Below are 20918 nucleotides of genomic sequence, written 5' to 3' on the forward strand. Positions count from 1 at the left end.
CTCTGCGGCCCGGCTTCGGCTTGGGCGCCTGCCCCCCAGGGCTTCGGCTTGTGCTGCCGGGCCTGCCACGGCTTCGGCTTGTGCTGCCGGGCCTGTTGGGCGACCCGGCCCCGCCACGGCCCCGGCCCGGGCGACCCGGCCCCGCCACAGCCCCGGCCCGGGCGACCCGGCCCCGCCACAGCCCCGGCCCGGGCGACCCGGCCCCGCCACAGCCCCGGCCCGGGCGACCCGGCCCCGCCACAGCCCCGGCCCGGGCGGCCGGGCCTGCCGGCCCTCAGCTCGTGCGGCGCAGGACCGCCAGGAACATGGCGTCCGTGCCGTGCCGGTGCGGCCAGAGCTGGACCGTGGGGCCCGACCCCAGCTTCGGCATGCCCGGCGGCAGGAGCGGCCGCGCGTCCACGAAGTCCACCTCGACGCCGCTGCGCCGCGAGCCCTCGGTGACCGTCACCTGGGTCTCCACCATGTGCGGCGAGCAGGTGACGTAGGCCACCACGCCGCCCGGGCGGACCGCCCGCAGCGCCGCGACCAGCAGCTCGCGCTGCAGCCGGGTCAGCGGCGGCAGGTCGGCCGGCTGGCGGCGCCAGCGCGACTCGGGACGCCGGCGCAGCGAGCCCAGGCCGGTGCAGGGCGCGTCGACCAGGACCCGGTCGAACGACTCCTCGGGCAGGTCGGGATCGCGGCCGACCGTACGCCCGTCGGTCGGCAGAACGGTGACCGGCAGCCCGGCGGTGGCCTGCTCGACCAGCCGGGCCCGATGGTCGGCGACCTCGACCGCGGTGACCTCGGCACCGCGCTGCGCGGCGATCGAGCCGAGCAGACCCGCCTTGCCGCCCGGCCCGGCGCACAGGTCGAGCCAGCGGGTGTCGCGGCCCTCGATCGGCGCGGCGAGCAGCGCGGCGGCGACGAGTTGGGAACCCTCGTCCTGCACGTGCGCCCGGCCGTCACGCACCGCGGCGATGTCCGAGGGCGCACCGCCGTGCAGGTAGACCGCGTACGGGGAGAACGCCCCCGGCACCCCGTCCACGGCGTCCGCGAGCTCGACCGCGTCGGCCCGGCCCGGACGGGCGCACAGGTGCACCCCCGGCGGCTGGTTGTCCTCCAGCAGCAGGCGCGCGGTGTCGTCCAGGTCACCGCCCAGCGCCTCGGCGAACGCCCGGATGATCCACTCCGGGTGATGGTGGACCACCGCGAGGTGCCCGACCGGATCCGCGTCGTACGCGGGCGCGACCCGGGCCAGCCAGTCGTCGAGACCGGTCTCCGAGATGCCGCGCATGACCGCGTTGGCGAACCCCGCCGCGCCCGGCGCAACCGAGCGCACCAGGTCCACGGTCTGGTTCACGGCGGCATGCGCGGGAACCCGGGTGAACAGCAACTGGTAGGCGCCGAGCCGCAGCGCGTCCCGGGCCGGCGGGTCGATGCGCGCCACGTCCCGCCCGGCCGCCGCCGCGATGATCAGGTCGAGGGTGCCGACCGCGCGCAGGGTGCCGTAGGTGAGCTCGGTCGCGAACGCCGCGTCCCGCCCGTGCAGTCCCATGCCGCGCAGGATGTCGCCGAGCACCAGGTTCGCGTACGCGTCGTCGCGGTGCACGGCGGCGATCGCCTCGTACGCGGCCTGCCGTGCCGGATCCGACGGCGGCCGGCCGGCGCGCGGTCCCCGGCCGGTGCGGGCGTCACGCTCCTGGGTCCGGCCGTAGCCGGGCCCGCCGGGACGCCGGGGACGCCCGGAGTTGTGCGGCCGGTCGGCGCGGTGCTCGGCACCACCCGGGCGGTCGCCACGAGACCCACCCGCACGGTCGGCACGAGCCTGGGCTCCGCCCGGCCGCTCGGCGCGAGGCCCGGAACCACCCGAGCGGTCAGCGCCGGGCTCGGAACCACCCGGCCGCTCGGCGCGGGGCTCGGGACCGGTCGGGCGATCGGCGCGGGGCTCGGGACCGGTCGGGCGATCGGCGCGGGGCTCGGGACCGGTCGGGCGATCGGCGCGGGGCTCGGGACCGGTCGGGCGGTCGGCGCGGGGCTCCGGGTTGTCCGGGCGGTCGGCGCGGTGCTCGGCGCTCACTGAAGCTGCTCTCCCGGGTTGATCCGCAGGCCGCGCGCCCAGTCGCTCGCGGACATGGGCTTCTTGCCGGCGGCCCGGACCTCGCCGAGGATCACCGGGGTGGTGGCCGTGCCGGCGAGCACCTGGGTGCGCTCCACCAGCAGCTCGCCCGGCTTGAGCGCGGCCGCGTTGGCGACCGGGCGCACCGGGCCGAGCTTGAGCCGCTCGCCACGCAGGGTCGTCCACGCGCCGGGCGCGGGCGTGCAGGCGCGGATGCGCCGGTCGACCGCGAACGCCGGGTCGTCCCAGCGGACCCGCGCATCGTCGACCGTGATCTTCGGGGCCATGCTCACGCCGTCCGCGGGCTGCGGGTGGGCCCGGGCCGTGCCGGCCTCGATCGCGTCGAGGACCGCGACGAGGAGCCCCGCGCCCTCGGTCGCGAGGCGGCCCAGCAGGTCGCCGGAGGTGTCGGTGGCGCGGATCCGCTCGGTGAGGGTGCCGTACACCGGGCCGGTGTCCATGCCCTCCTCCAGTTCGAACACGCTCGCGCCGGTGACCTCGTCGCCGTGCAGGACGGCGTGCTGCACCGGCGCGGCGCCGCGCCAGGCGGGCAGCAGCGAGAAGTGCAGGTTGATCCAGCCGTGGCGCGGGATCGCCAGGGCGGGCGGCGGCACCAGGGCGCCGTACGCGACCACGGGCACGCAGTCCGGTGCCAGCTCGCGCAACCGCTCCTGGAACTCGGGCTCCCGCGGCCGCTGCGGGGTGAGCACCTCGATGCCGCGCTCGTCGGCCCAGGCACCGGCGGGCGAGCGGACCAGCCGCCGGCCCCGCCCGGCCGGGGCGTCCGGGCGGGTCACCACGGCGACCAGCTCGTGCGAGGACGCCGCGATGGCGTCGAGGGACGGCAGGGTGACCTCCGGCGTACCGGCGAAGACCAGGCGCATGGTCACCGCCCCAGGCCGAAGATGCCGCGGCCGTGCGGGCTCGCCTTGACCACGGGCGGGTTGCCGGCGTCGTACCAGTCGGCGGAGCGGATCTGCTTCATCGCGTCCTTCCGGGCGGCGGCGTCGAGGCGGTCGAGGAACAGCACCCCGTCGAGGTGATCGGTCTCGTGCTGCACACAGCGGGCCATGAGCCCGGTGCCGACCAGGCGGATCGGGTCGCCGTGCTGGTTGAAGCCCTCCGCGACCACGTTCTGGCGGCGCTTGGTGTCGACGTAGACACCGGGGATGGACAGGCAGCCCTCCGGACCGTCCTGCTCCTCGTCGTCGGGGAAGCTAAGCACCGGGTTGACGATGTGACCCACCACGTCGTCGACGTCGAAGGCGAACACCCGCAGCCCGACGCCGAGCTGCGGGGCGGCCAGGCCCGCGCCGCCCTCGTCGAGCATGGTGTCGGTGAGGTCCTTCACGAGGGTGCGCAGTTCCTTGTCGAAGTCGGTGACCGGGTCGGCCTGCGTGCGCAGCACCGGATCGCCGAAGAGACGGATGGGCTGGACGGTCACGCGGTGCCACTCCTGACTCGCCGAAGACGGGGTGCCCTCAGTCTACGGAGCCCGGCGGGACCGGAAGAGTCGCCCGTCCCGGGCTGTGGACAACCGGTCGCGGTAAGGCGAGCTGTGGACAACGGGACGCGGCGAGACCGGCTGCCGTGACCGGTCCCGGCGACCCGCGCCGCTCGGCTCACAACAGCTCCGCCGGGTCGATCTGGACGCGTACCGGCAGTGCTGCCTTCTTGGCGCTGCGTACCGCGGCGGCCTCGTGCAGGGCGCGGGCGAGTGCGGCGGCGTGGCTGCGGGAGACGCGCACCAGCATGCGTTCCTGCTCGTCGGGGGCCGGCACGGGCCCGAGCACCTCCGCGTCGCCGGGCAGGCGGGCCGCCGCGAGCAGCTCGGCGACCGCCTCCGCCCGGCCGGTGAGGCTGGCGAACCGGGCCGCCGGGGGAAACCGCAGCTCACGGCGTTCGGCCAGCTCGCGGGCCGCGAACCAGCCCGGATCCCAACGCAGCAGCGCCTGCACGGGGGCGAGCGACCCGTCCGCGACCACCACGACCCGTCCACCCGCCGGGCCCGGCCGGGCGAGCGCGGCGGCGGACAGCCACCGCCGCATCGTCTCCTCGGCCGCGCGCAGGTCGGCACGGGTCAGCAGCGCCCAGGTGTCCAGCAGCAGCACCGCGCCGTACCCGCCCTCGGCGATCGGCTCGGCGCCCGGCGTGGCCACGACCACCGCGGCGTCACCCGGGACGGTGTCGAGGATCTCGTCCCGCCCGGAGGTGCGCACGGGCACGCCGGGAAAGGCGCGCCCCAGTTCCTCGGCCGTCCGCCGGGCGCCGGTCACCGAGGCGCGCAGGCGGCGGCCACCGCAGGCCGGACACGCGTACGCGGCGGCCGCGCGCCCGCACCAGTGGCAGGCCGGCACCGAGCGGGCACCGGCCAGCCCCAGCGGCCCCGAACAGTGCGGGCACCGCGCGGGCGTACGGCACTCGGCGCAGGCCACCGACGGCAGGTAGCCCCGCCGGGGCACCTGGACGAGCACCGGCGCGCCGGACTGCAACGCCTGCCGGGCGGTCTGCCAGGCCAGGCTCGGCAACCGCGCGGTCACCGCCCCCGGGTCCCGGGCGAGCTGCGGATCGTCACCCGTGGGCGCGATCACGGGACAGCGCGCCCGCAGCACGTCCCGGCTGGCCGTGATCTCCTTCGCCCAGCCGGTTTCCAGGAGCAACTGCGCTTCTCCCGTACGCGCGAAGCCCCCGACGAGCGCAGCGCACCCGGCCAGCTGGGCCCGGGTGAGCAGCACCTCCCGCGCGTGCGGATAGGGCGCCCGCGGCTCGGCGTGCAGGTCGTCGCCGTCGTCCCAGATGACCACGAGCCCGAGATCGGCGACCGGGGCGAACATGGCCGCCCGCGTCCCGGCGACCACGGGAACCTGGTGGCGGCTCGCCGCGAGGAACCTCCGGTACCGCTCGGAGGGCCCGGCCGCGGCGTGCAGCGCCACATGCCGTCCGTCCCCGAGCGCGGCGGTCAGCGCCCGGTCGAGCCGGTCGAGATCGCGGGCGTCCGCCACCACGACGACCACGCCCCGCCCCGCCCGCACGGTGGCCGCCGCGGCCTCGGCGATCCGGGCCGGCCAGTCCTCCCCGGGCAACGCGGACCACACGGCTCGCGCCGCCCTCCCCTGGGCCAGCGCACGAAGAAAGGGAACGCCGGCGCGATAGGCGCCCCAGCCACTCCCGCCGTCGGCATCGGAGAACGTGGCGGACCCGGCACGGCCACCCGGCGCCGCAGCATCGGCGGACGCGACGAGACCGGCCGGCACGTCAGGACCGGGAGGCCCGACAGGATCGGCGGCCGCGCCGGTGGTGGTCTCGGCGGCCGCCGTGCCGGTAGCGGCAATGGCGTCGTCCGTGGCGGCCACGGCGGCGGCGATCCCGGCGTCCGCGGCGATCGCGGCGGCGGTGGAGGCCACGGCGGCGGCAGCGTCCGTGGTGGTGGGCGCGACGGCGGCTGCGGCGCTCGTGGTGGGCGCGACGGCGGCTGCGGCGCTCGTGGGGGGCGCGACGGCGGCTGCGGGGCTCGTGGTGGCCGCTCTGGTGGCGACCGCGGGGGTGCTCTCCGCCTCGACGCGGGCGTGCCGGGGTGGGACCGCCAAGCGCAGGACGTCCGGGAGATTTCCGGAATATCGATCGGCGATCGCGCGGGCAAGCCGGGCGATCTCCGGGTCGAGGACCCGCTCGGGCGAGACCACCTTGTCCACATAGGCGAGCTTGGCGTGCGAGCTGGAATCCACCCGCTCGAGCAGGAAGCCGCTGACCATCTGGCCCGCGAACCGCACCTTCACCCGCACGCCGGGCTGCGCGGCGGCGTCGTCGGCCGCGGAGACGAGGTAGTCGAAGGGCCGGTCGAGGTGCGGCAGGGGAACGTCGACGCAGACGCGGCCGACCGGCAGCGTCGCCGCCGGTTCCCGCTCCCCGCCCTTCGTCGCCACGCGGCCATTCTTGCGCCGGGGTACGACATCCTCCGCGCCCGCCGCGGGCCGAGCCGAAGACTCCCCAACGCCTCCCCCGGCGAACAGCGCCGACTGAGCCGAAGACTCCCCAACGCCTCCCCCGGCGAACAGCGCCGACTGAGCCGAAGACTCCCCAACGCCTCCCCCGGCGAACAGCGCCGGCTGAGCCGAGGGCTCCGCAACGCCGGGAAACGGCGAGGGTGCCCCGGGCTCGGCCGGGGCACCCTTCTGCCGTGTCATTGCGATCGGACCTTCGACCCGGCCGGTGGACTCGGCCGGCCGGGCGTGGTGGCCTGGATCAGGCCGCCGCGGACTTGAGGTCCTGGGCGCGGTCCGTGTTCTCCCAGAGCAGCTCCGGAAGCTCGCGGCCGAAGTGGCCGTAGGCCGCGGTCTGCGCGTAGATCGGGCGGAGCAGGTCGAGGTCGCGGATGATCGCGGCCGGGCGCAGGTCGAAGACCTCGTTGATGGCCTTCTCGATCCGCTCGACCGGGACGTTCTCGGTGCCGAACGTCTCGACGAAGAGGCTGACCGGGTGCGCCTTGCCGATCGCGTACGCGACCTGGGTCTCGCAACGCTCGGCGAGGCCGGCGGCCACCACGTTCTTGGCGACCCAGCGCATCGCGTACGCCGCGGAGCGGTCCACCTTGGACGGGTCCTTGCCGGAGAACGCGCCGCCGCCGTGGCGGGCGTAGCCGCCGTACGTGTCGACGATGATCTTGCGACCGGTGAGGCCGGCGTCGCCCATCGGGCCGCCGATCTCGAAGCGGCCGGTCGGGTTGACCAGCAGCCGGTAGCCCTCGGTGTCCAGGCCCAGGCCCTCGAGCTCGGGGGCGATGACGTGCTCGCGGACGTCCGGGGTCAGCAGCGACTCGAGCGAGATGTCCGCGGCGTGCTGCGACGACACGACGACCGTGTCGAGGCGGACCGGGCGCAGGCCGTCGTACTCGATGGTGACCTGGGTCTTGCCGTCCGGGCGCAGGTAGGGGATCGTGCCGTCCTTGCGCGCGGCCGACAGGCGACGGGCCAGGCGGTGCGCGAGGGCGATCGGCAGCGGCATCAGCTCGGGGGTCTCCGAGCAGGCGAAGCCGAACATCATGCCCTGGTCGCCGGCGCCCTGGGCGTCGAGGACGTGCTCGGAGTTGCCCTCGCGCAGCTCGACCGCGCTGTCGACGCCCTGGGCGATGTCGGGCGACTGCGAGCCGATGGAGACGCTGACGCCGCAGGAGGCGCCGTCGAAGCCCTTCTTCGACGAGTCGTAACCGATGCCGAGGATGGTCTCGCGCACGATGCTGGGGATGTCGGCGTACGCCTGGGTCGTCACCTCGCCGGCGACGTGCACCTGACCGGTCGTGATCAGGGTCTCCACCGCGACGCGGCTGCGCGGGTCCTGCGAGAGCAGGGCGTCGAGAATACCGTCGCTGATCTGGTCAGCGATCTTGTCCGGGTGGCCTTCCGTGACCGACTCGGAAGTGAACAGGCGGCGTGCCACGGTGCTCCTCAGATTTCGTCGAAGGTTCGTTCCGCGGCAGTGTAGTCGCCGCGGCGTCGGGGGTGGGGGCCCGGCCTCACGCCGTCCCATCCTGCTTGGCCTGCGGCGCGAGGCGCGACACGACCTCGTCCCATATCGCATCGGCCACATCGTCTTTGGGGAGTTCGCCGAGCTGCCGGGTGCTGCCGTCGGCGCCCAGGATGGTCACCGTGTTGTGGTCGGCGCCGAAGACCAGGTCGGTGCCCACCTCGTTAACGACGATGAGGTCCGCGCGTTTCCGGGTGAGCTTGCCGCGGGCGTTCTCCAGCGCGTCGCGCGTCTCGGCGGCGAAGGCCACCAGCAGTTGACCGGGTCCCTTGGCCGCACCGATCTCGGCCGCGATGTCCGGGTTGTTGACCAGTGCGATGGTCGGCGCCGCGCCGCCCTCCGTCTTCTTGATCTTGTGTTCGGCCCGGTCGGCGGGGCGGAAGTCGGCCGGGGCGGCGGCCATGACCACGACGTCGGCCCCCGCGGCGGCCTCGACGGTGGCCTTGCGCAGCTCCTCGGTCGTGCCGACGGTCACGAGGTCGGCGCCCGCCGGGGTGCCCAGTGTGACGTTCGCCGCAATCAAGGTCACCCGGGCCCCGCGGGCGACCGCCGCGCGGGCGAGGGCGTACCCCTGCTTGCCCGAGGACCGGTTGCCGAGGAAGCGGACCGGGTCGAGCGGCTCCCGGGTGCCGCCCGCGGTGACCACCACGTGCCGACCGGCCAGGTCGGCGCCGGCGGCGGCGCCGCGCCGCAGCACCCGCAGCGCGGTCGTGAAGATCTCCTCGGGGTCGGGCAGCCGCCCCTTGCCGGTGTCGGCACCGGTCAGCCGGCCGACCGCGGGCTCGATGACGACGTGGCCGCGGCGGCGCAGCGTGGCCACGTTGGCCCGGGTGGCGGGGTTCTCCCACATCTCGGTGTGCATCGCGGGGGCGAAGACCACCGGGCAGGTCGCCGTCAGCAGCGTGTTGGTGAGCAGGTCGTCCGCGATGCCGTGGGCGGCCTTGGCGAGCACGTCGGCGGTGGCGGGCGCCACCACGACGAGCTCGGCCTGCCGGCCGATCCGCACGTGCGGCACCTCGTGCACGTCCGCCCAGACCTCGGCGGTGACCGGCCGGCCGGACAGCGCCGACCAGGTGGGCTCGCCGACGAAGCGCAGCGCCGAGGCGGTCGGGACGACCCTGACCCCGTGTCCGGATTCGGTGAAGAGCCGCAGCAGCTCACAGGCCTTGTAGGCGGCGATGCCGCCGCACACGCCGAGTACGACCTCGGTCATGACCTACTCCCGTCGTACGAGAAGACCCGCGGCCGCAGCAGAGCGGACGCGGGTCGGAACCTGCTCGCAAGTGCCCGGAGGGCGCTCAGGGCTGGTCGGTGGCCTCGGCGGTGAGCAACCCCGCGTTGATCTCACGCATCGCGATGGAGAGCGGCTTCTCCTGGGGCGTCGTCTCCACCAGGGGGCCGACGTACTCGAGGAGACCCTCACCGAGCTGGCTGTAGTAGGCGTTGACCTGGCGGGCGCGCTTGGCCGCGAAGATCACCAGCGAGTACTTCGACGAGGTCTTGTCGAGCAGCTCGTCGATCGGCGGGTTGGTGATGCCTTCGGGGTTGGCGATGGTTCCCACGGAATTGATTTCCTCACGATTCGGGAGCTGAGCCTGCGGGTTCGCGCTCCTACGACTCCGGCGCCTGTGCGGGGGTCAGGAATGACGAACCGAGCAATCCTACCAGCTCGTCCGCGGCGCGCTCGACGAAGTCGTTGACCACGGTACGGTCGAATTCCTTCTCCGCGGCCAGCTCCTCGTCGGCGTGGGCGAGGCGGCGGCGGATGGTCTCCTCGTCGTCGGTGCCGCGGCCGATGAGGCGGCGGCGGAGCTCCTCGACGCTGGGCGGGGCCAGGAAGACGAGCTGCGCGTCCGGCATCGAGGCGCGGACCTGGCGGGCGCCCTGGAGGTCGATCTTCAGCAGCACCGGCCGGCCCTGCGACAGCCAGCCCTCGACCTGCGCCCGGGGCGTGCCGTAGAGGTTGCCGGCGAACTCCGCCCACTCCAGGAGCTGGTCGCCGTCGACGAGGCGCTGGAACTCCGAGCGCGTGACGAAGTGATAGTGCTCACCGTCGGTCTCGTAGTCGCGCTTCTTGCGCGTGGTCACCGACACCGACAGCTTGATCCATGGCGAGCGCGCCCGGATCAGCTCGATCACGCTGTCCTTGCCCACCCCCGAGGGGCCGGACAGGACGGTGAGTCGGGCCGCCGGGCGCGCGTCGTCATCCATGCTCACAGGCTCATTCAACACGAGCCGGTGAGTCAGTTCGCAGCGAACTCCCCCAGGAGGGCCTTACGCTGCTGCTCGCCGAGGCCACGAAGGCGACGGCTGTCGGCGATCTTGAGCTTCTCCATGATCTGGGTAGCCCGGATCTTGCCGATGCCCGGCAGCGCCTGGAGCACGGCCGAGACCTTCAGCTTGCCGACGACGTCGTCGCCCTCGGCCCGGTCGAGCACGGCGGCGAGGGTGGTCTTGCCAGACTTGAGCTGATCCTTCAGCTCGGCCCGGGCCTTGCGAATCTCCGCAGCCTTCTCCAGCGCGGCGGCACGCTGCTCGGGGCTCAGTGACGGGAGCGGCACCAGTTCTCCTCAGGTCCCTATCGCGTCGGTAGCGAATACCGGCGCATCTGTGAAACGTGGTGTGCCATGGAACCAAAGGGGCATGTGGTTCCCGGCGCCGGGAAAACTAGCGGTCAACGGCGCTTTCGGCAACGTGGGGGTACCCCCCACCGGCGTGCGGCCGGGCCTGGTAGGCGGCCCGTTTCACCCGATCACGGCCCCGCAGGCGGCCGCGGCACGGTCCGCGGCGGCCCGCAGCGCGCCCGTGTCCGGTCCCGCCGAGAGAACCTCGCGTGAGTACGACGGCAGCACGTTCCGCAGGCTCCCGCCGAAGATCGCCGCGAGCCCGGCGGGGTCGCCGCCCTGCGCCCCGAGGCCCGGCGCGAGCAGCGGGCCGTTGACCGCGGAGAGGTCGTGTCCGGTCTCGCCGATCGTCGCGCCGACCACCAGCCCGACGCTTCCGAGTTCGCTCGCACCTGCGTTGAGCTGGGAAATCTCGTCGATGACGGTCTGCGCGACGGTCGGGCCGGCGGCCGTGCGGGCATGTTGGACGGACGGGCCCTCGGGGTTGGAGGTGAGCGCCAGGACGAAGACACCGCCGCCGTTCGCGGCCGCCGCGTCGAACGCCGGCCGCAGCGAGCCGACGCCGAGATAGGGACTCACAGTAATCGCGTCAGCACACAGTGAACTGTCCGGATCGAGATAGGCGCTCGCGTACGCGGCCATCGTCGAGCCGATGTCGCCCCTTTTGACGTCCAGGAGCACCAGCGCGCCGGCCTCTCGTGACTGTCGGATAATTGACTCGAGGATCGCGATGCCACGTGATCCAAATCTCTCGAAAAACGCCGACTGCGGCTTCAGAACGGCGACCCGATCGGCCAGTGCTTCGACAACCGTAAAGCTGAAGCGTTCCAGGCCGGCGGCGTCGTCCGGCAGTCCCCAGCGAGCCAGCAGAGCGGCATGGGGATCGATGCCGACGCATAGCGGTCCCCGGGCATCCATGGCGGCGCGCAGCCGTCGTCCGAAGGTCTCCATGGGGGCGATTCCCCTTTCGTGTCAGGTGGCGGACACCGCGGCGGCGATTCCCCGGGTAATGAGGGCGACGTCGGCCTCCTCCGCCACGTACGGCGGCATCGTGTAGATCAGGTCCCGGAACGGGCGGAGCCACACCCCCGCGCCGACGGCCGCCGCCGTCGCCCGGGCCATGTCGACCGGCCGGTCGAGCTGCACGACGCCGATCGCGCCCAGGACGCGCACGTCGGCGACCCCCGGAGCGCCTCTGAGCGGCTCCAGACCGGCCCGCAGCCCCTGCTCCACCGACCGCACCCGGGCCCGCCAGTCCTGGCCCGTCAGCAGCCCGATGGAGGCGTTGGCGACGGCGCAGGCGAGCGGGTTGCCCATGAAGGTGGGTCCGTGCGCCAGCCCGCCCGCGCTCCCGGCGCTCACCGCATGCGCCACCGCCGAGGTGCACAGGGTCGCGGCCAGGGTCAGATATCCCCCGGTCAGGGCCTTGCCCAGGCACATGATGTCGGGAGACACCCCGGCGTGGTCGGCGGCGAACAGCTCGCCCGTACGCCCGAAGCCGGTCGCGATCTCGTCGAAGATCAGCAGCACGTCGTGGGCGGTTGTCACCTCCCGGAGTGCCCTCAGGTACTCCGGATGGTGGAAACGCATGCCGCCCGCGCCCTGCACGACCGGTTCGACGATGACGGCGGCCAGCTCGTCCGCGTGCCGCTCGACCATCGCGACGAGCTCGGCGGCGTACGCCTCGTCGTAGCCGGCCGGCGGGGCACCCGCGAAGACCTGGGCGGGCAGGACGCCGGTCCACAGCGCGTGCATGCCGCCCACCGGGTCGCAGACGCTCATCGGGTGGAACGTGTCGCCGTGGTAGCCGCCCCGCCAGGTCGCGAGCCGCCGCCGGCCCGGGCGTCCCCGCGCCAGCTGGGCCTGCAGGGCCATCTTGATCGCGACCTCGACGCCGACCGAGCCCGAGTCGGCGAGGAAGACGTGCTCCAGGCCGTCGGGGGTGAGCTCCACCAGCGTGCGGCACAGCTCCACCGCGGGCGCGTGGGTCAGGCCGCCGAACATGACGTGGCTCATCCGGGACGCCTGATCGGCCAGGGCCGCGTCGAGGACGGGATGGCGGTAGCCGTGGATCGCCGCCCACCACGAGGACATGCCGTCGACCAGCTCGCGCCCGTCGGCCAGGCGCAGGCGCACGCCCCGCGCGCTGTCGACCACGTACGGCTCGGAGCGACCGGGCATCGGCCCGTACGGATGCCAGACGTGCGCCCGGTCGAGATCGAGCAGGTTCATCGGCGGGCCCGGGCCGCCGCCCTGACCAGCGCCGGCCCCCGGTAGATGAAGCCGGTGTAGAGCTGCACCAGCGACGCGCCCGCGTCGAACATCCGGGCCGCGTCGTCCGGCTCCACGATGCCGCCCACCCCGATGATCGGCAGCCGGCCGCCGGTCTCGGTGTGGACGAAGCGGACGACCTCGCGGGCCCGCTCGGTCAGCGGCCGCCCGGACAGCCCACCGGCCTCGGCCGCCCGCGCCCGGTCGGCGGGGGCCAGCCCGTCGCGGCTCAGCGTGGTGTTGGTGGCGATCACCCCGGCCGCCCCGTACGCCAGGCACACGCCGAGCAGCTCGGCGATGGCGGACTCGGAGAGGTCGGGCGCGATCTTCACCAGCACGGGCGTCTTGCCGACCAGGGCGCCGAGCAGCGCGGCGATCGCCGACTTGTCCTGCAGCGTGCGCAGGCCCGGCGTGTTCGGCGAGGAGACGTTCACCGCGATGTAGTCCGCGTACGGGTGCAGCAGCTCGTAGGAGGTGAGGTAGTCCTGCACCGCCTCCTCCAGCGGCGTCACCTTGGACTTGCCGAGCGAGACACCGAGCGGGATCCCCAGCGGCCCCAGCGCCCGCAGCCGGCCGGCGAGCGCCGCCGCGCCGTCGTTGTTGAAGCCCATCCGGTTGATCACGGCCTCGCTGTCGCGCAGCCGGAACAGCCGCGGGCGGTCGTTGCCGGGCTGCGGGCGGGCGGTGACCGTGCCGACCTCGACGAAGCCGAAGCCGAGGGCCGGCCAGGCGGGCAGCGCGACGCCGTTCTTGTCCATGCCGGCGGCGAGCCCGACCGGGTTGGGGAAGCGCACCCCGAAGAGCTCCACCGGGGCGCTGACCGCGTAGCGGCGGCGCAGCACGGCCCGGGCCGCGGAGCCCAGCCCGGCCAGCCGGTCCAGGGTGAACTCGTGCGCCCGCTCGGCGTCGCCGCCGCCCACCCGGAACAACACCGGGCGGACGGCGGTCTCGAAGAGGGTCACTCCTTCTCCCGCAGCGCGGCGTGCAGCTCCTGCAACGGGCGTACGGACATGTCGCCGCGCATCAGCGCCTCGATGCCCATCACCGCGGCGGCGGCACCCGGCACCGTCGTGATGCTCGGGATGTCGTACGTGACCGCCGCGCTGCGCAGCTCGTAGCCGTCCGAGCGCGCGCTCGCGCCGGAACCCTGCGGCGTGTTGATGATCAGCGCGATCTCCCCGGCGGCGATCAGCGCCACCGCGTTGCGGCCGGGGCTCTCGAAGTGCTTGGGGACGATCTCGCACTCGATGCCGTGCCGGCGCAGGACCTCCCCGGTCCCCGCGGTCGTGACGATCTCGAAGCCCAGGTCGGCCAGGCGCTTGATCGGGAAGATCATCGAACGCTTGTCCCGGTTGGCCACCGAGACGAAGACCTTGCCGCTGGTCGGCAGCGAACCGTAGGCGGCCGCCTGCGACTTCGCGAACGCCGGCCCGAACGACGGGTCGATGCCCATGACCTCGCCGGTCGACTTCATCTCGGGCCCGAGCAGGCTGTCCACGCCCTTGCCGGCCGGGGTGCGGAACCGCTTGAACGGCAGCACCGCCTCCTTGACCGCGATCGGTGCCTCCGGCGGGATGTCGCCGCCGTCCCGGCTGCGCAGCAGCATGCCCTCGGCGCGCAGCTCCGCGACGGTCGCGCCGAGCATGATCCGGGCGGCCGCCTTGGCCAGCGGCACCGCGGTCGCCTTGGAGACGAACGGCACCGTGCGCGACGCGCGGGGGTTGGCCTCCAGCACGTAGAGCGTGTCGTCCTTGAGGGCGTACTGGACGTTGAGCAGGCCCTGCACCCCGACGCCGCGGGCGATCGCCTCGGTGTAGCGGCGCACCTCGGCCAGGTGCGACCCGGCGAGGGTGACCGGCGGCAGCGAGCAGGACGAGTCGCCGGAGTGGATGCCGGCCTCCTCGATGTGCTCCATCACGCCGCCGAGGTAGACCTCGCCGGTGGCGTCGCAGAGCGCGTCCACGTCGATCTCGATCGCGTCGTCCAGGAAGCTGTCCACCAGCACCGGATGGTCGGGCGAGATCTCGGTGGCGCGGGCGATGTAGTCGGCCAGGGTCGGCTCGTCGTACACGATCTCCATGCCGCGGCCGCCGAGGACGTACGACGGGCGGACCAGGACCGGGTAGCCGATCGCATCGGCGATCGCCTTGGCCTCCTCGAACGAGGTGGCCGTGCCGTGCTCGGGCGAGCGCAGCCCGGCCCGGGCGAGCACCGCGCCGAACGCCCCGCGGTCCTCGGCCAGGTCGATCGACTCGGGCGAGGTGCCGACGATGGGCACCCCCGCCGCCTTGAGCCGCCGGGCCAGGCCCAGGGGCGTCTGGCCGCCGAGCTGCACGATGACGCCCACCACGCCGGGCCCGCCCGCGGCCTTGCCGGAGGCGTCCTCGCAGTGGAAGACCTCGAGGACGTCCTCGAAGGTCAGCGGCTCGAAGTAGAGCCGGTCGGCGGTGTCGTAGTCGGTGGAGACGGTTTCCGGGTTGCAGTTGACCATGACCGTCTCGTACGCGCCCTTGAGCGCCATCACCGCGTGCACGCAGGAGTAGTCGAACTCGATGCCCTGCCCGATGCGGTTCGGCCCGGAGCCCAGGATCAGCACCTTGGGGCGGTCGGAGGGCGCGACCTCGGTCTCCTCGTCGTACGTCGAGTAGTGGTACGGCGTCTGCGCCTCGAACTCGGCCGCGCAGGTGTCCACGGTCTTGTAGACGGGCCGGATGCCCAGCCGGTGACGCAGCGCCCGGACCCCGTCCTCCCCGGCGAGCTCCGGGCGGAGCGCGGCGAGCTGGCGGTCGGAGAGACCGGAGCGCTTGGCCCGGCGCAGCAGCACCTCGTCCAGCACGGGGGCGGCGAGGATCTCCTCGCGCAGGTCGGAAAGGGCCTTGATCTCGTCGAGGAACCACGGGTCGATGCCGCCGCTCGCCTCGTGCACCTGCGCGACGCTCGCGCCGAGGCGCAGCGCGGCCTCCACGGTGTAGAGCCGCCCGTCGTGCGGCATCCGCAACGCCGCGAGCGCCTCGTCGCGGTCGGTGAAGGTGGGGGCCGTCCAGAACCCGGCGGCCTTGGTCTCCAGCGAGCGCATCGCCTTGTTGAGCGCCTCGGCGAAGTTGCGGCCCACGCTCATCGCCTCGCCCACGGACTTCATCGTCGTGGTCAGCTCGGGGTCGGCGCCGGAGAACTTCTCGAAGGCGAACCGCGGGATCTTCACGACCACGTAGTCCAGCGCGGGCTCGAAGGCGGCCGGCGTCTGGAGCGTGATGTCGTTGGGGATCTCGTCGAGGGTGTAGCCGATCGCGAGCTTGGCCGCGATCTTGGCGATCGGGAAGCCGGTGGCCTTCGAGGCGAGCGCCGAGGAGCGCGAGACCCGCGGGTTCATCTCGATGACGACCAGGCGCCCGTTCGCCGGGTTGACCGCGAACTGGATGTTGCAGCCGCCGGTGTCGACGCCGACCTCCCGCAGCACGGCGATGCCGAGGTCGCGCAGGCGCTGGTACTCGCGGTCGGTCAGGGTCATGGCCGGGGCCACGGTGACGCTGTCGCCGGTGTGCACGCCCATCGGGTCGAGGTTCTCGATCGAGCAGACGACCACGACGTTGTCGTTCTTGTCGCGCATCAGCTCGAGCTCGTACTCCTTCCAGCCGAGCACGCTCTCCTCGATGAGCACCTCGTGCACCGGGGAGGCGGCCAGGCCGTCGCCCGCGATGCGCTCGAGGTCCTCGTCGGTGTGCGCCATGCCGGAGCCGAGGCCGCCCATGGTGAACGACGGCCGGATCACCACCGGCAGGCCCAGCTCGGCGACGGTCGACCGCACCTCGTCCATCGAGTGGCACACGCGGCTGCGCGGGGTCTCGCCGCCGGCGCGGGCGACGATGTCCTTGAACAGCTGCCGGTCCTCGCCGCGCCGGATCGCGTCGATGTTGGCGCCGATCAGCTCGACGCCGTACTTGTCGAGGACGCCGCTCTCGTGCAGGGCGACCGCGGTGTTGAGCGCGGTCTGCCCGCCGAGGGTGGGCAGGATCGCGTCCGGCCGCTCCCGGGCGATGACCATCTCGACGAACTCGGGCGTGATCGGCTCGACGTACGTGGCGTCGGCGAACTCCGGGTCCGTCATGATCGTCGCGGGGTTGGAGTTGACCAGCGAGACGCGCAGCCCCTCGGCGCGCAGCACCCGGCAGGCCTGGGTGCCGGAGTAGTCGAACTCGCAGGCCTGGCCGATCACGATCGGCCCCGAGCCGATCACCATGACGTGCTGGAGGTCGGTGCGCTTCGGCATCAGGCGTCCACCTTCTCGACGAGCTCCACGAAGCGGTCGAACAGGTAGTCCGCGTCATGCGGGCCCGCGGCCGCCTCGGGGTGGTATTGAACGGTGAAGGCGGGCACGTCCAGCGCCCGCAGCCCCTCGACCACGTCGTCGTTGAGGCAGACGTGGGAGACCTCGACGCGGCCGAAGTCCGTGTCGATCACGGCGTCCCGCGGCGCGTCGACCGCGAAGCCGTGGTTGTGGCTGGTCACCTCGACCTTGCCGGTGGTCTTGTCGAGCACCGGCTGGTTGATGCCGCGGTGGCCGTACCCGAGCTTGTAGGTGCCGAAGCCGAGCGCCCGGCCCAGGATCTGGCTGCCGAAGCAGATGCCGAACAGCGGCACCCGGCGCGCCAGCGCGGCGCGGGCCAGCCCGACCGGCCCGTCCGCGGTGGCCGGGTCGCCCGGGCCCGGGGAGAGGAAGACCGCGTCGGGACCGACCGCGAGCAGGTCCTCGATGGACGAGGTGGCCGGGAAGACGTGCGTGGTCACGCCCCGCTCGGCCAGCCGGCGGGAGACGTTGCGCTTGATGCCGAGGTCGAGGGCGGCGACCGTGTACCGGTGCTCGCCGACCGCGTCGACGGTGTAGCGCTCGGCGGTGGTGACCTCGGCGGAGAGGTCGGCGCCGAGCATCTGCGGCGCCGAGCGCACCCGGGTCAGCAGCGACGCCGGGTCGAGGTCGACGGTCGAGATGCCGACCCGCATGGCGCCGCGCGAGCGCAGGTGCCGGGTCAGCGCGCGGGTGTCGACGCCGCTGATGCCCACCACGCCCTCGGCGGCCAGGCGCTCGCCCAGGTCGCCGGTCGCGCGCCAGTTGGAGGGCCGGCGGGCCGGGTCCCGCACGACGTAGCCGGCGACCCAGATGCGGCCGGACTCGTCGTCCTCGTCGTTGACGCCGGTGTTGCCGATCTGCGGTGCGGTCTGCACCACGACCTGCCGGTGGTACGACGGGTCGGTCAGCGTCTCCTGGTAACCGGTCATGCCGGTGGTGAAGACGGCCTCGCCGAAGGTCTCCCCCTCGGCGCCGTAGGAGCTTCCCGAGAACGTGCGTCCGTCCTCGAGGACAAGAATTGCTGGTTTCACTTGACGGCCTTCCCATCCAGGACGGTCGGCTCTCCCCGGAGGAAGGTCGCGACGATGCGACCCGGCAGGGTGGTGCCCGCGTACGGTGTGTTGCGGCTGCGGCTCGCCAGCTCGCCCGGGTCCACGACCCGGCGGGCGGACGGGTCCACCAGCGTGAGGTTGGCCGGCGTGCCGGCGGTGAGATCGGTGCCGTGCCCGGCCAGGCCCGCGATCCGGGCGGGGGCGCGCGACATGCGCTCGGCGATCAGCTCCCACTGCTCACCGAGGACGCTCAGCACGACCGGCAGGGCGGTTTCGAGGCCGACCATGCCGGGACGTGCGTACGCCCACTCGCACTCCTTGTCCTCCACGGCGTGCGGGGCGTGGTCGGTGGCGACGATGTCGATGACCCCGTCGGCCAGGGCCTGCCGCAGCGCCTGCACGTCGGCGGCGGTACGCAGCGGCGGGTTGACCTTGTAGACCGGGTCGTAGCTGGCCGCGAGCTCGTCGGTGAGCAGCAGGTGGTGCGGCGTGACCTCGGCGGTCACCCGGACGCCCCGGGCCTTGGCCTGGCGCAGCACCTCGACCGACCCGGCCGTGGAGACGTGGCAGACGTGCAGGCGGCTGCCGACGTGCTCGGCGAGCAGCACGTCGCGGGCGATGATCGCCTCCTCGGCGACCGCGGGCCAGCCGGTGAGGCCGAGCCGGGTGGAGACCTCGCCCTCGTGCATCTGGGCACCCTCGGTGAGCCGGGGCTCCTCGGCGTGCTGGGCGATGATGCCGTCGAAGGCCTTCACATACTCCAGCGCGCGGCGCATCAGGCGCGGGTCGGCGACGCAGAAGCCGTCGTCGGAGAAGATGCGCACCTTCGCGGCGGAGGTCGCCATCGCGCCCAGCTCGGCGAGCTGCCTGCCGGCGAGCCCGACCGTGACCGCGCCGATGGGCTGCACGTCGACCAGGCCCGCCTCGCGGCCCAGCCGCCACACCTGCTCCACCACGCCGGCGGTGTCCGCGACCGGCGAGGTGTTCGCCATCGCGCAGACCGCGGTGTAACCGCCGAGGGCCGCCGCGCGCGAACCCGTCTCGACCGTCTCGGCGTCCTCGCGGCCGGGCTCGCGCAGATGGGTGTGCAGATCGACCAGGCCGGGCAGGGCGACGAGGCCCGCGGCGTCGATCGTCTCGTCGGCCCTGCCGCCCTCGGCGATCACGCCGTCGGCGATCAGCAGATCGGTGGGCGCTCCACCCACGACGGAGACACCCTTGATGAGATACGAGGTCATGCCTTGCCTCCCAGCAAGAGGTAGAGAACGGCCATCCGGGCGCTGACGCCGTTGGCGACCTGTTCGACGATCGTGGAACGCGTGGAGTCGGCCACCTCGGGAGCGATCTCCATGCCCCGGTTCATCGGCCCGGGGTGCATGACGATCGCGTGCTCCGGCAGCTTCCTCATGCGCGGAGCGTCGAGCCCGTAGCGGCGGCTGTATTCGCGGGCGGAGGGGAAATACGAGTCCTGCATCCGCTCGGTCTGCACCCGCAGCATCATGACGACGTCAGCTTCGGGCAGGACGCTGTCGAGGTCGTACGACACTTTCGTGCTCGCGGAGAGCGCGGCCGCGACGTCCAGGGGGATCAGAGTCGGCGGGCCGACCAGGGTGACCTGGGCGCCCAGCGTGGTGAGCAGCAGGACGTTGGAGCGCGCGACCCGGCTGTGCAGCACGTCACCCACGATCGCGACCCGCAGGCCGTCGATCTTCCCCAGCCGGGACCGCATCGTGTACGCGTCCAGCAGCGCCTGCGTCGGGTGCTCGTGGGTGCCGTCGCCGGCGTTGATCACCGAGCCGTCCACCCAGGACGCGAGCCGGTGCGGGGCCCCGGAGGCCGGGTGCCGGATCACGACCGCGTCGGCGCCCATCGCCTGCAGGGTCAGGGCCGTGTCCTTGAGGCTCTCGCCCTTGGAGACGCTGGAGCCCTTCGCGGAGAAGTTGATGACGTCCGCGGAGAGCCGCTTGGCCGCGGCCTCGAACGAGATGCGGGTACGCGTGGAGTCCTCGTAGAAGAGGTTCACGACCGTACGCCCGCGCAGGGTCGGCAGCTTCTTGACCTCGCGCCCGGCCAGGGTGGCCATCTCGGCGGCGGTGTCCAGGATCAGCGTGGCGGTGTCCGCGTCCAGGTCCGCCGCGGAGCGCAGATGCTTGATCATGCGGGACCCCCGGAGAGCCGGACCTCGTCCACGCCGTCGTCGGTCTCGGCGAGCGACACCCGTACCGTCTCGGCGAGCGCGGTCGGGATGTTCTTGCCGACGTAGTCGGCGCGGATCGGCAGCTCCCGGTGCCCGCGGTCGACCAGGACGGCGAGCTGCACCGAGCTCGGCCGGCCGACGTCGCCGAGGGCGTCCAGCGCGGCCCGCACCGTACGCCCGGAGAACAGCACGTCGTCGACGAGGATCACCCGGCGGCCGTCGAGCCCGCCGGCCGGGATGTCGGTCTTGCCGAGCGCCCGGGTGGCGTGCCGCCGCAGGTCGTCGCGGTAGAGGGTGATGTCCAGCGCCCCGACCGGGATGTCGATGCCCTCGAAGGCGTGGATGCGGGAGGCGAGCCGGCGCGCCAGCGGGACTCCACGGGTCGGGATGCCCAGCAGCACGGTGTCCGTGGCGCCGGACGTCTTCTCGAGAATCTGGTGGGCGATGCGGTCGACCACCCGATGCAGGTCGGACCCCGAAAGAATGATCTTCGCGGGACCTGTGTCGGCGCGTGGGTATGCCACGGCGGACCTCCTTCCCCGCCTCACGGGACGGGTCGTTAAAGGACGTCTGTGCTCTTTTGTTGTCGCATCGGGCACCCCGATCAAGGGCCGCCCGACGGCTGACGCTACGTTACCAGTGCGCACCGCGATGACCATGGTGACGTGGCTGACCCACGGACCAGACGGACGAATACGGGCAACTCCCTCCCCGGCGCAGCGACTCATCGGCGACCGACACTTGACCAGGGCTGGCAAACTCCGTACCGTCACGCAGCGTAGCGATCCGGGGGAAGAACCCCCCGGGCCAGCAC

Annotated in this window: 17 protein-coding genes; all 17 read right to left on the reverse strand. The window is 73.4% G+C overall.

Features of this window, described 5'->3' with window-relative positions; all coding sequences use genetic code 11:
* Nucleotides 1–274: 274 nt before the first annotated feature.
* Nucleotides 275–2056 carry an RsmB/NOP family class I SAM-dependent RNA methyltransferase gene (locus tag IEY99_RS11405; protein ID WP_229798509.1) on the reverse strand — a complete coding sequence of 594 codons (1782 nt, stop codon included), beginning with the start codon at nt 2054–2056 and terminating at the stop codon, nt 275–277.
* Complete coding sequence (gene fmt / locus IEY99_RS11410) at nt 2053–2979, reverse strand: methionyl-tRNA formyltransferase (protein WP_189203520.1); 927 nt, start codon at nt 2977–2979, stop codon at nt 2053–2055. Before fmt ends, IEY99_RS11405 begins: the two co-directional genes overlap by 4 nt.
* A 2-nt stretch (nt 2980–2981) precedes the next feature.
* Nucleotides 2982–3539, reverse strand: coding sequence for a peptide deformylase (def, locus tag IEY99_RS11415; RefSeq protein ID WP_189202279.1), 558 nt, complete (start codon nt 3537–3539; stop codon nt 2982–2984).
* 178 nt (nt 3540–3717) lie between these two features.
* Entirely contained in the window at nt 3718–6018 is a 2301-nt protein-coding gene (locus IEY99_RS11420) for a primosomal protein N' (protein WP_189202281.1), read from the reverse strand.
* A gap of 319 nt (nt 6019–6337) precedes the next feature.
* The gene (metK, locus tag IEY99_RS11425; RefSeq protein WP_189202283.1) at nt 6338–7528 is read right to left on the reverse strand and encodes a methionine adenosyltransferase; all 1191 of its coding nucleotides are present in this window, start codon (nt 7526–7528) and stop codon (nt 6338–6340) included.
* Between the two features lie 76 nt (nt 7529–7604).
* Complete coding sequence (gene coaBC / locus IEY99_RS11430) at nt 7605–8828, reverse strand: bifunctional phosphopantothenoylcysteine decarboxylase/phosphopantothenate--cysteine ligase CoaBC (protein WP_189202285.1); 1224 nt, start codon at nt 8826–8828, stop codon at nt 7605–7607.
* Between the two features lie 85 nt (nt 8829–8913).
* Entirely contained in the window at nt 8914–9177 is a 264-nt protein-coding gene (gene rpoZ, locus IEY99_RS11435; RefSeq protein WP_071807772.1) for a DNA-directed RNA polymerase subunit omega, read from the reverse strand.
* A gap of 49 nt (nt 9178–9226) precedes the next feature.
* On the reverse strand, nt 9227–9826 hold the full coding sequence (gene gmk, locus IEY99_RS11440; RefSeq protein WP_189202287.1) for a guanylate kinase: 600 nt from the start codon (nt 9824–9826) through the stop codon (nt 9227–9229).
* A 32-nt stretch (nt 9827–9858) separates the two neighbouring features.
* Nucleotides 9859–10176, reverse strand: a complete 318-nt coding sequence (mihF, locus tag IEY99_RS11445) for an integration host factor, actinobacterial type (protein WP_071807771.1) — start codon at nt 10174–10176, stop codon at nt 9859–9861.
* A gap of 183 nt (nt 10177–10359) precedes the next feature.
* The gene (gene pyrF, locus IEY99_RS11450) at nt 10360–11190 is read right to left on the reverse strand and encodes an orotidine-5'-phosphate decarboxylase (RefSeq protein ID WP_189202289.1); all 831 of its coding nucleotides are present in this window, start codon (nt 11188–11190) and stop codon (nt 10360–10362) included.
* Between the two features lie 21 nt (nt 11191–11211).
* Entirely contained in the window at nt 11212–12471 is a 1260-nt protein-coding gene (locus IEY99_RS11455; RefSeq protein ID WP_189202291.1) for an adenosylmethionine--8-amino-7-oxononanoate transaminase, read from the reverse strand.
* Nucleotides 12468–13472, reverse strand: coding sequence for a quinone-dependent dihydroorotate dehydrogenase (locus IEY99_RS11460; RefSeq protein ID WP_189202293.1), 1005 nt, complete (start codon nt 13470–13472; stop codon nt 12468–12470). Before IEY99_RS11460 ends, IEY99_RS11455 begins: the two co-directional genes overlap by 4 nt.
* Complete coding sequence (gene carB, locus IEY99_RS11465; protein WP_189202296.1) at nt 13469–16777, reverse strand: carbamoyl-phosphate synthase large subunit; 3309 nt, start codon at nt 16775–16777, stop codon at nt 13469–13471. Before carB ends, IEY99_RS11460 begins: the two co-directional genes overlap by 4 nt.
* The gene (gene carA, locus IEY99_RS11470) at nt 16777–17886 is read right to left on the reverse strand and encodes a glutamine-hydrolyzing carbamoyl-phosphate synthase small subunit (protein ID WP_189202298.1); all 1110 of its coding nucleotides are present in this window, start codon (nt 17884–17886) and stop codon (nt 16777–16779) included. The genes carB and carA overlap by 1 nt, the downstream gene beginning before the upstream one ends.
* Nucleotides 17883–19145, reverse strand: a complete 1263-nt coding sequence (locus IEY99_RS11475; protein ID WP_189202300.1) for a dihydroorotase — start codon at nt 19143–19145, stop codon at nt 17883–17885. The genes carA and IEY99_RS11475 overlap by 4 nt, the downstream gene beginning before the upstream one ends.
* Entirely contained in the window at nt 19142–20065 is a 924-nt protein-coding gene (locus IEY99_RS11480; RefSeq protein ID WP_189202301.1) for an aspartate carbamoyltransferase catalytic subunit, read from the reverse strand. The genes IEY99_RS11475 and IEY99_RS11480 overlap by 4 nt, the downstream gene beginning before the upstream one ends.
* Nucleotides 20062–20628, reverse strand: a complete 567-nt coding sequence (gene pyrR / locus IEY99_RS11485; RefSeq protein ID WP_229798512.1) for a bifunctional pyr operon transcriptional regulator/uracil phosphoribosyltransferase PyrR — start codon at nt 20626–20628, stop codon at nt 20062–20064. Before pyrR ends, IEY99_RS11480 begins: the two co-directional genes overlap by 4 nt.
* Nucleotides 20629–20918 lie beyond the last annotated feature (290 nt).

Origin of the sequence: Couchioplanes azureus (genome assembly GCF_014648355.1) — a bacterium.
Classification (GTDB): Bacteria; Actinomycetota; Actinomycetes; order Mycobacteriales; family Micromonosporaceae; genus Actinoplanes; species Actinoplanes azureus.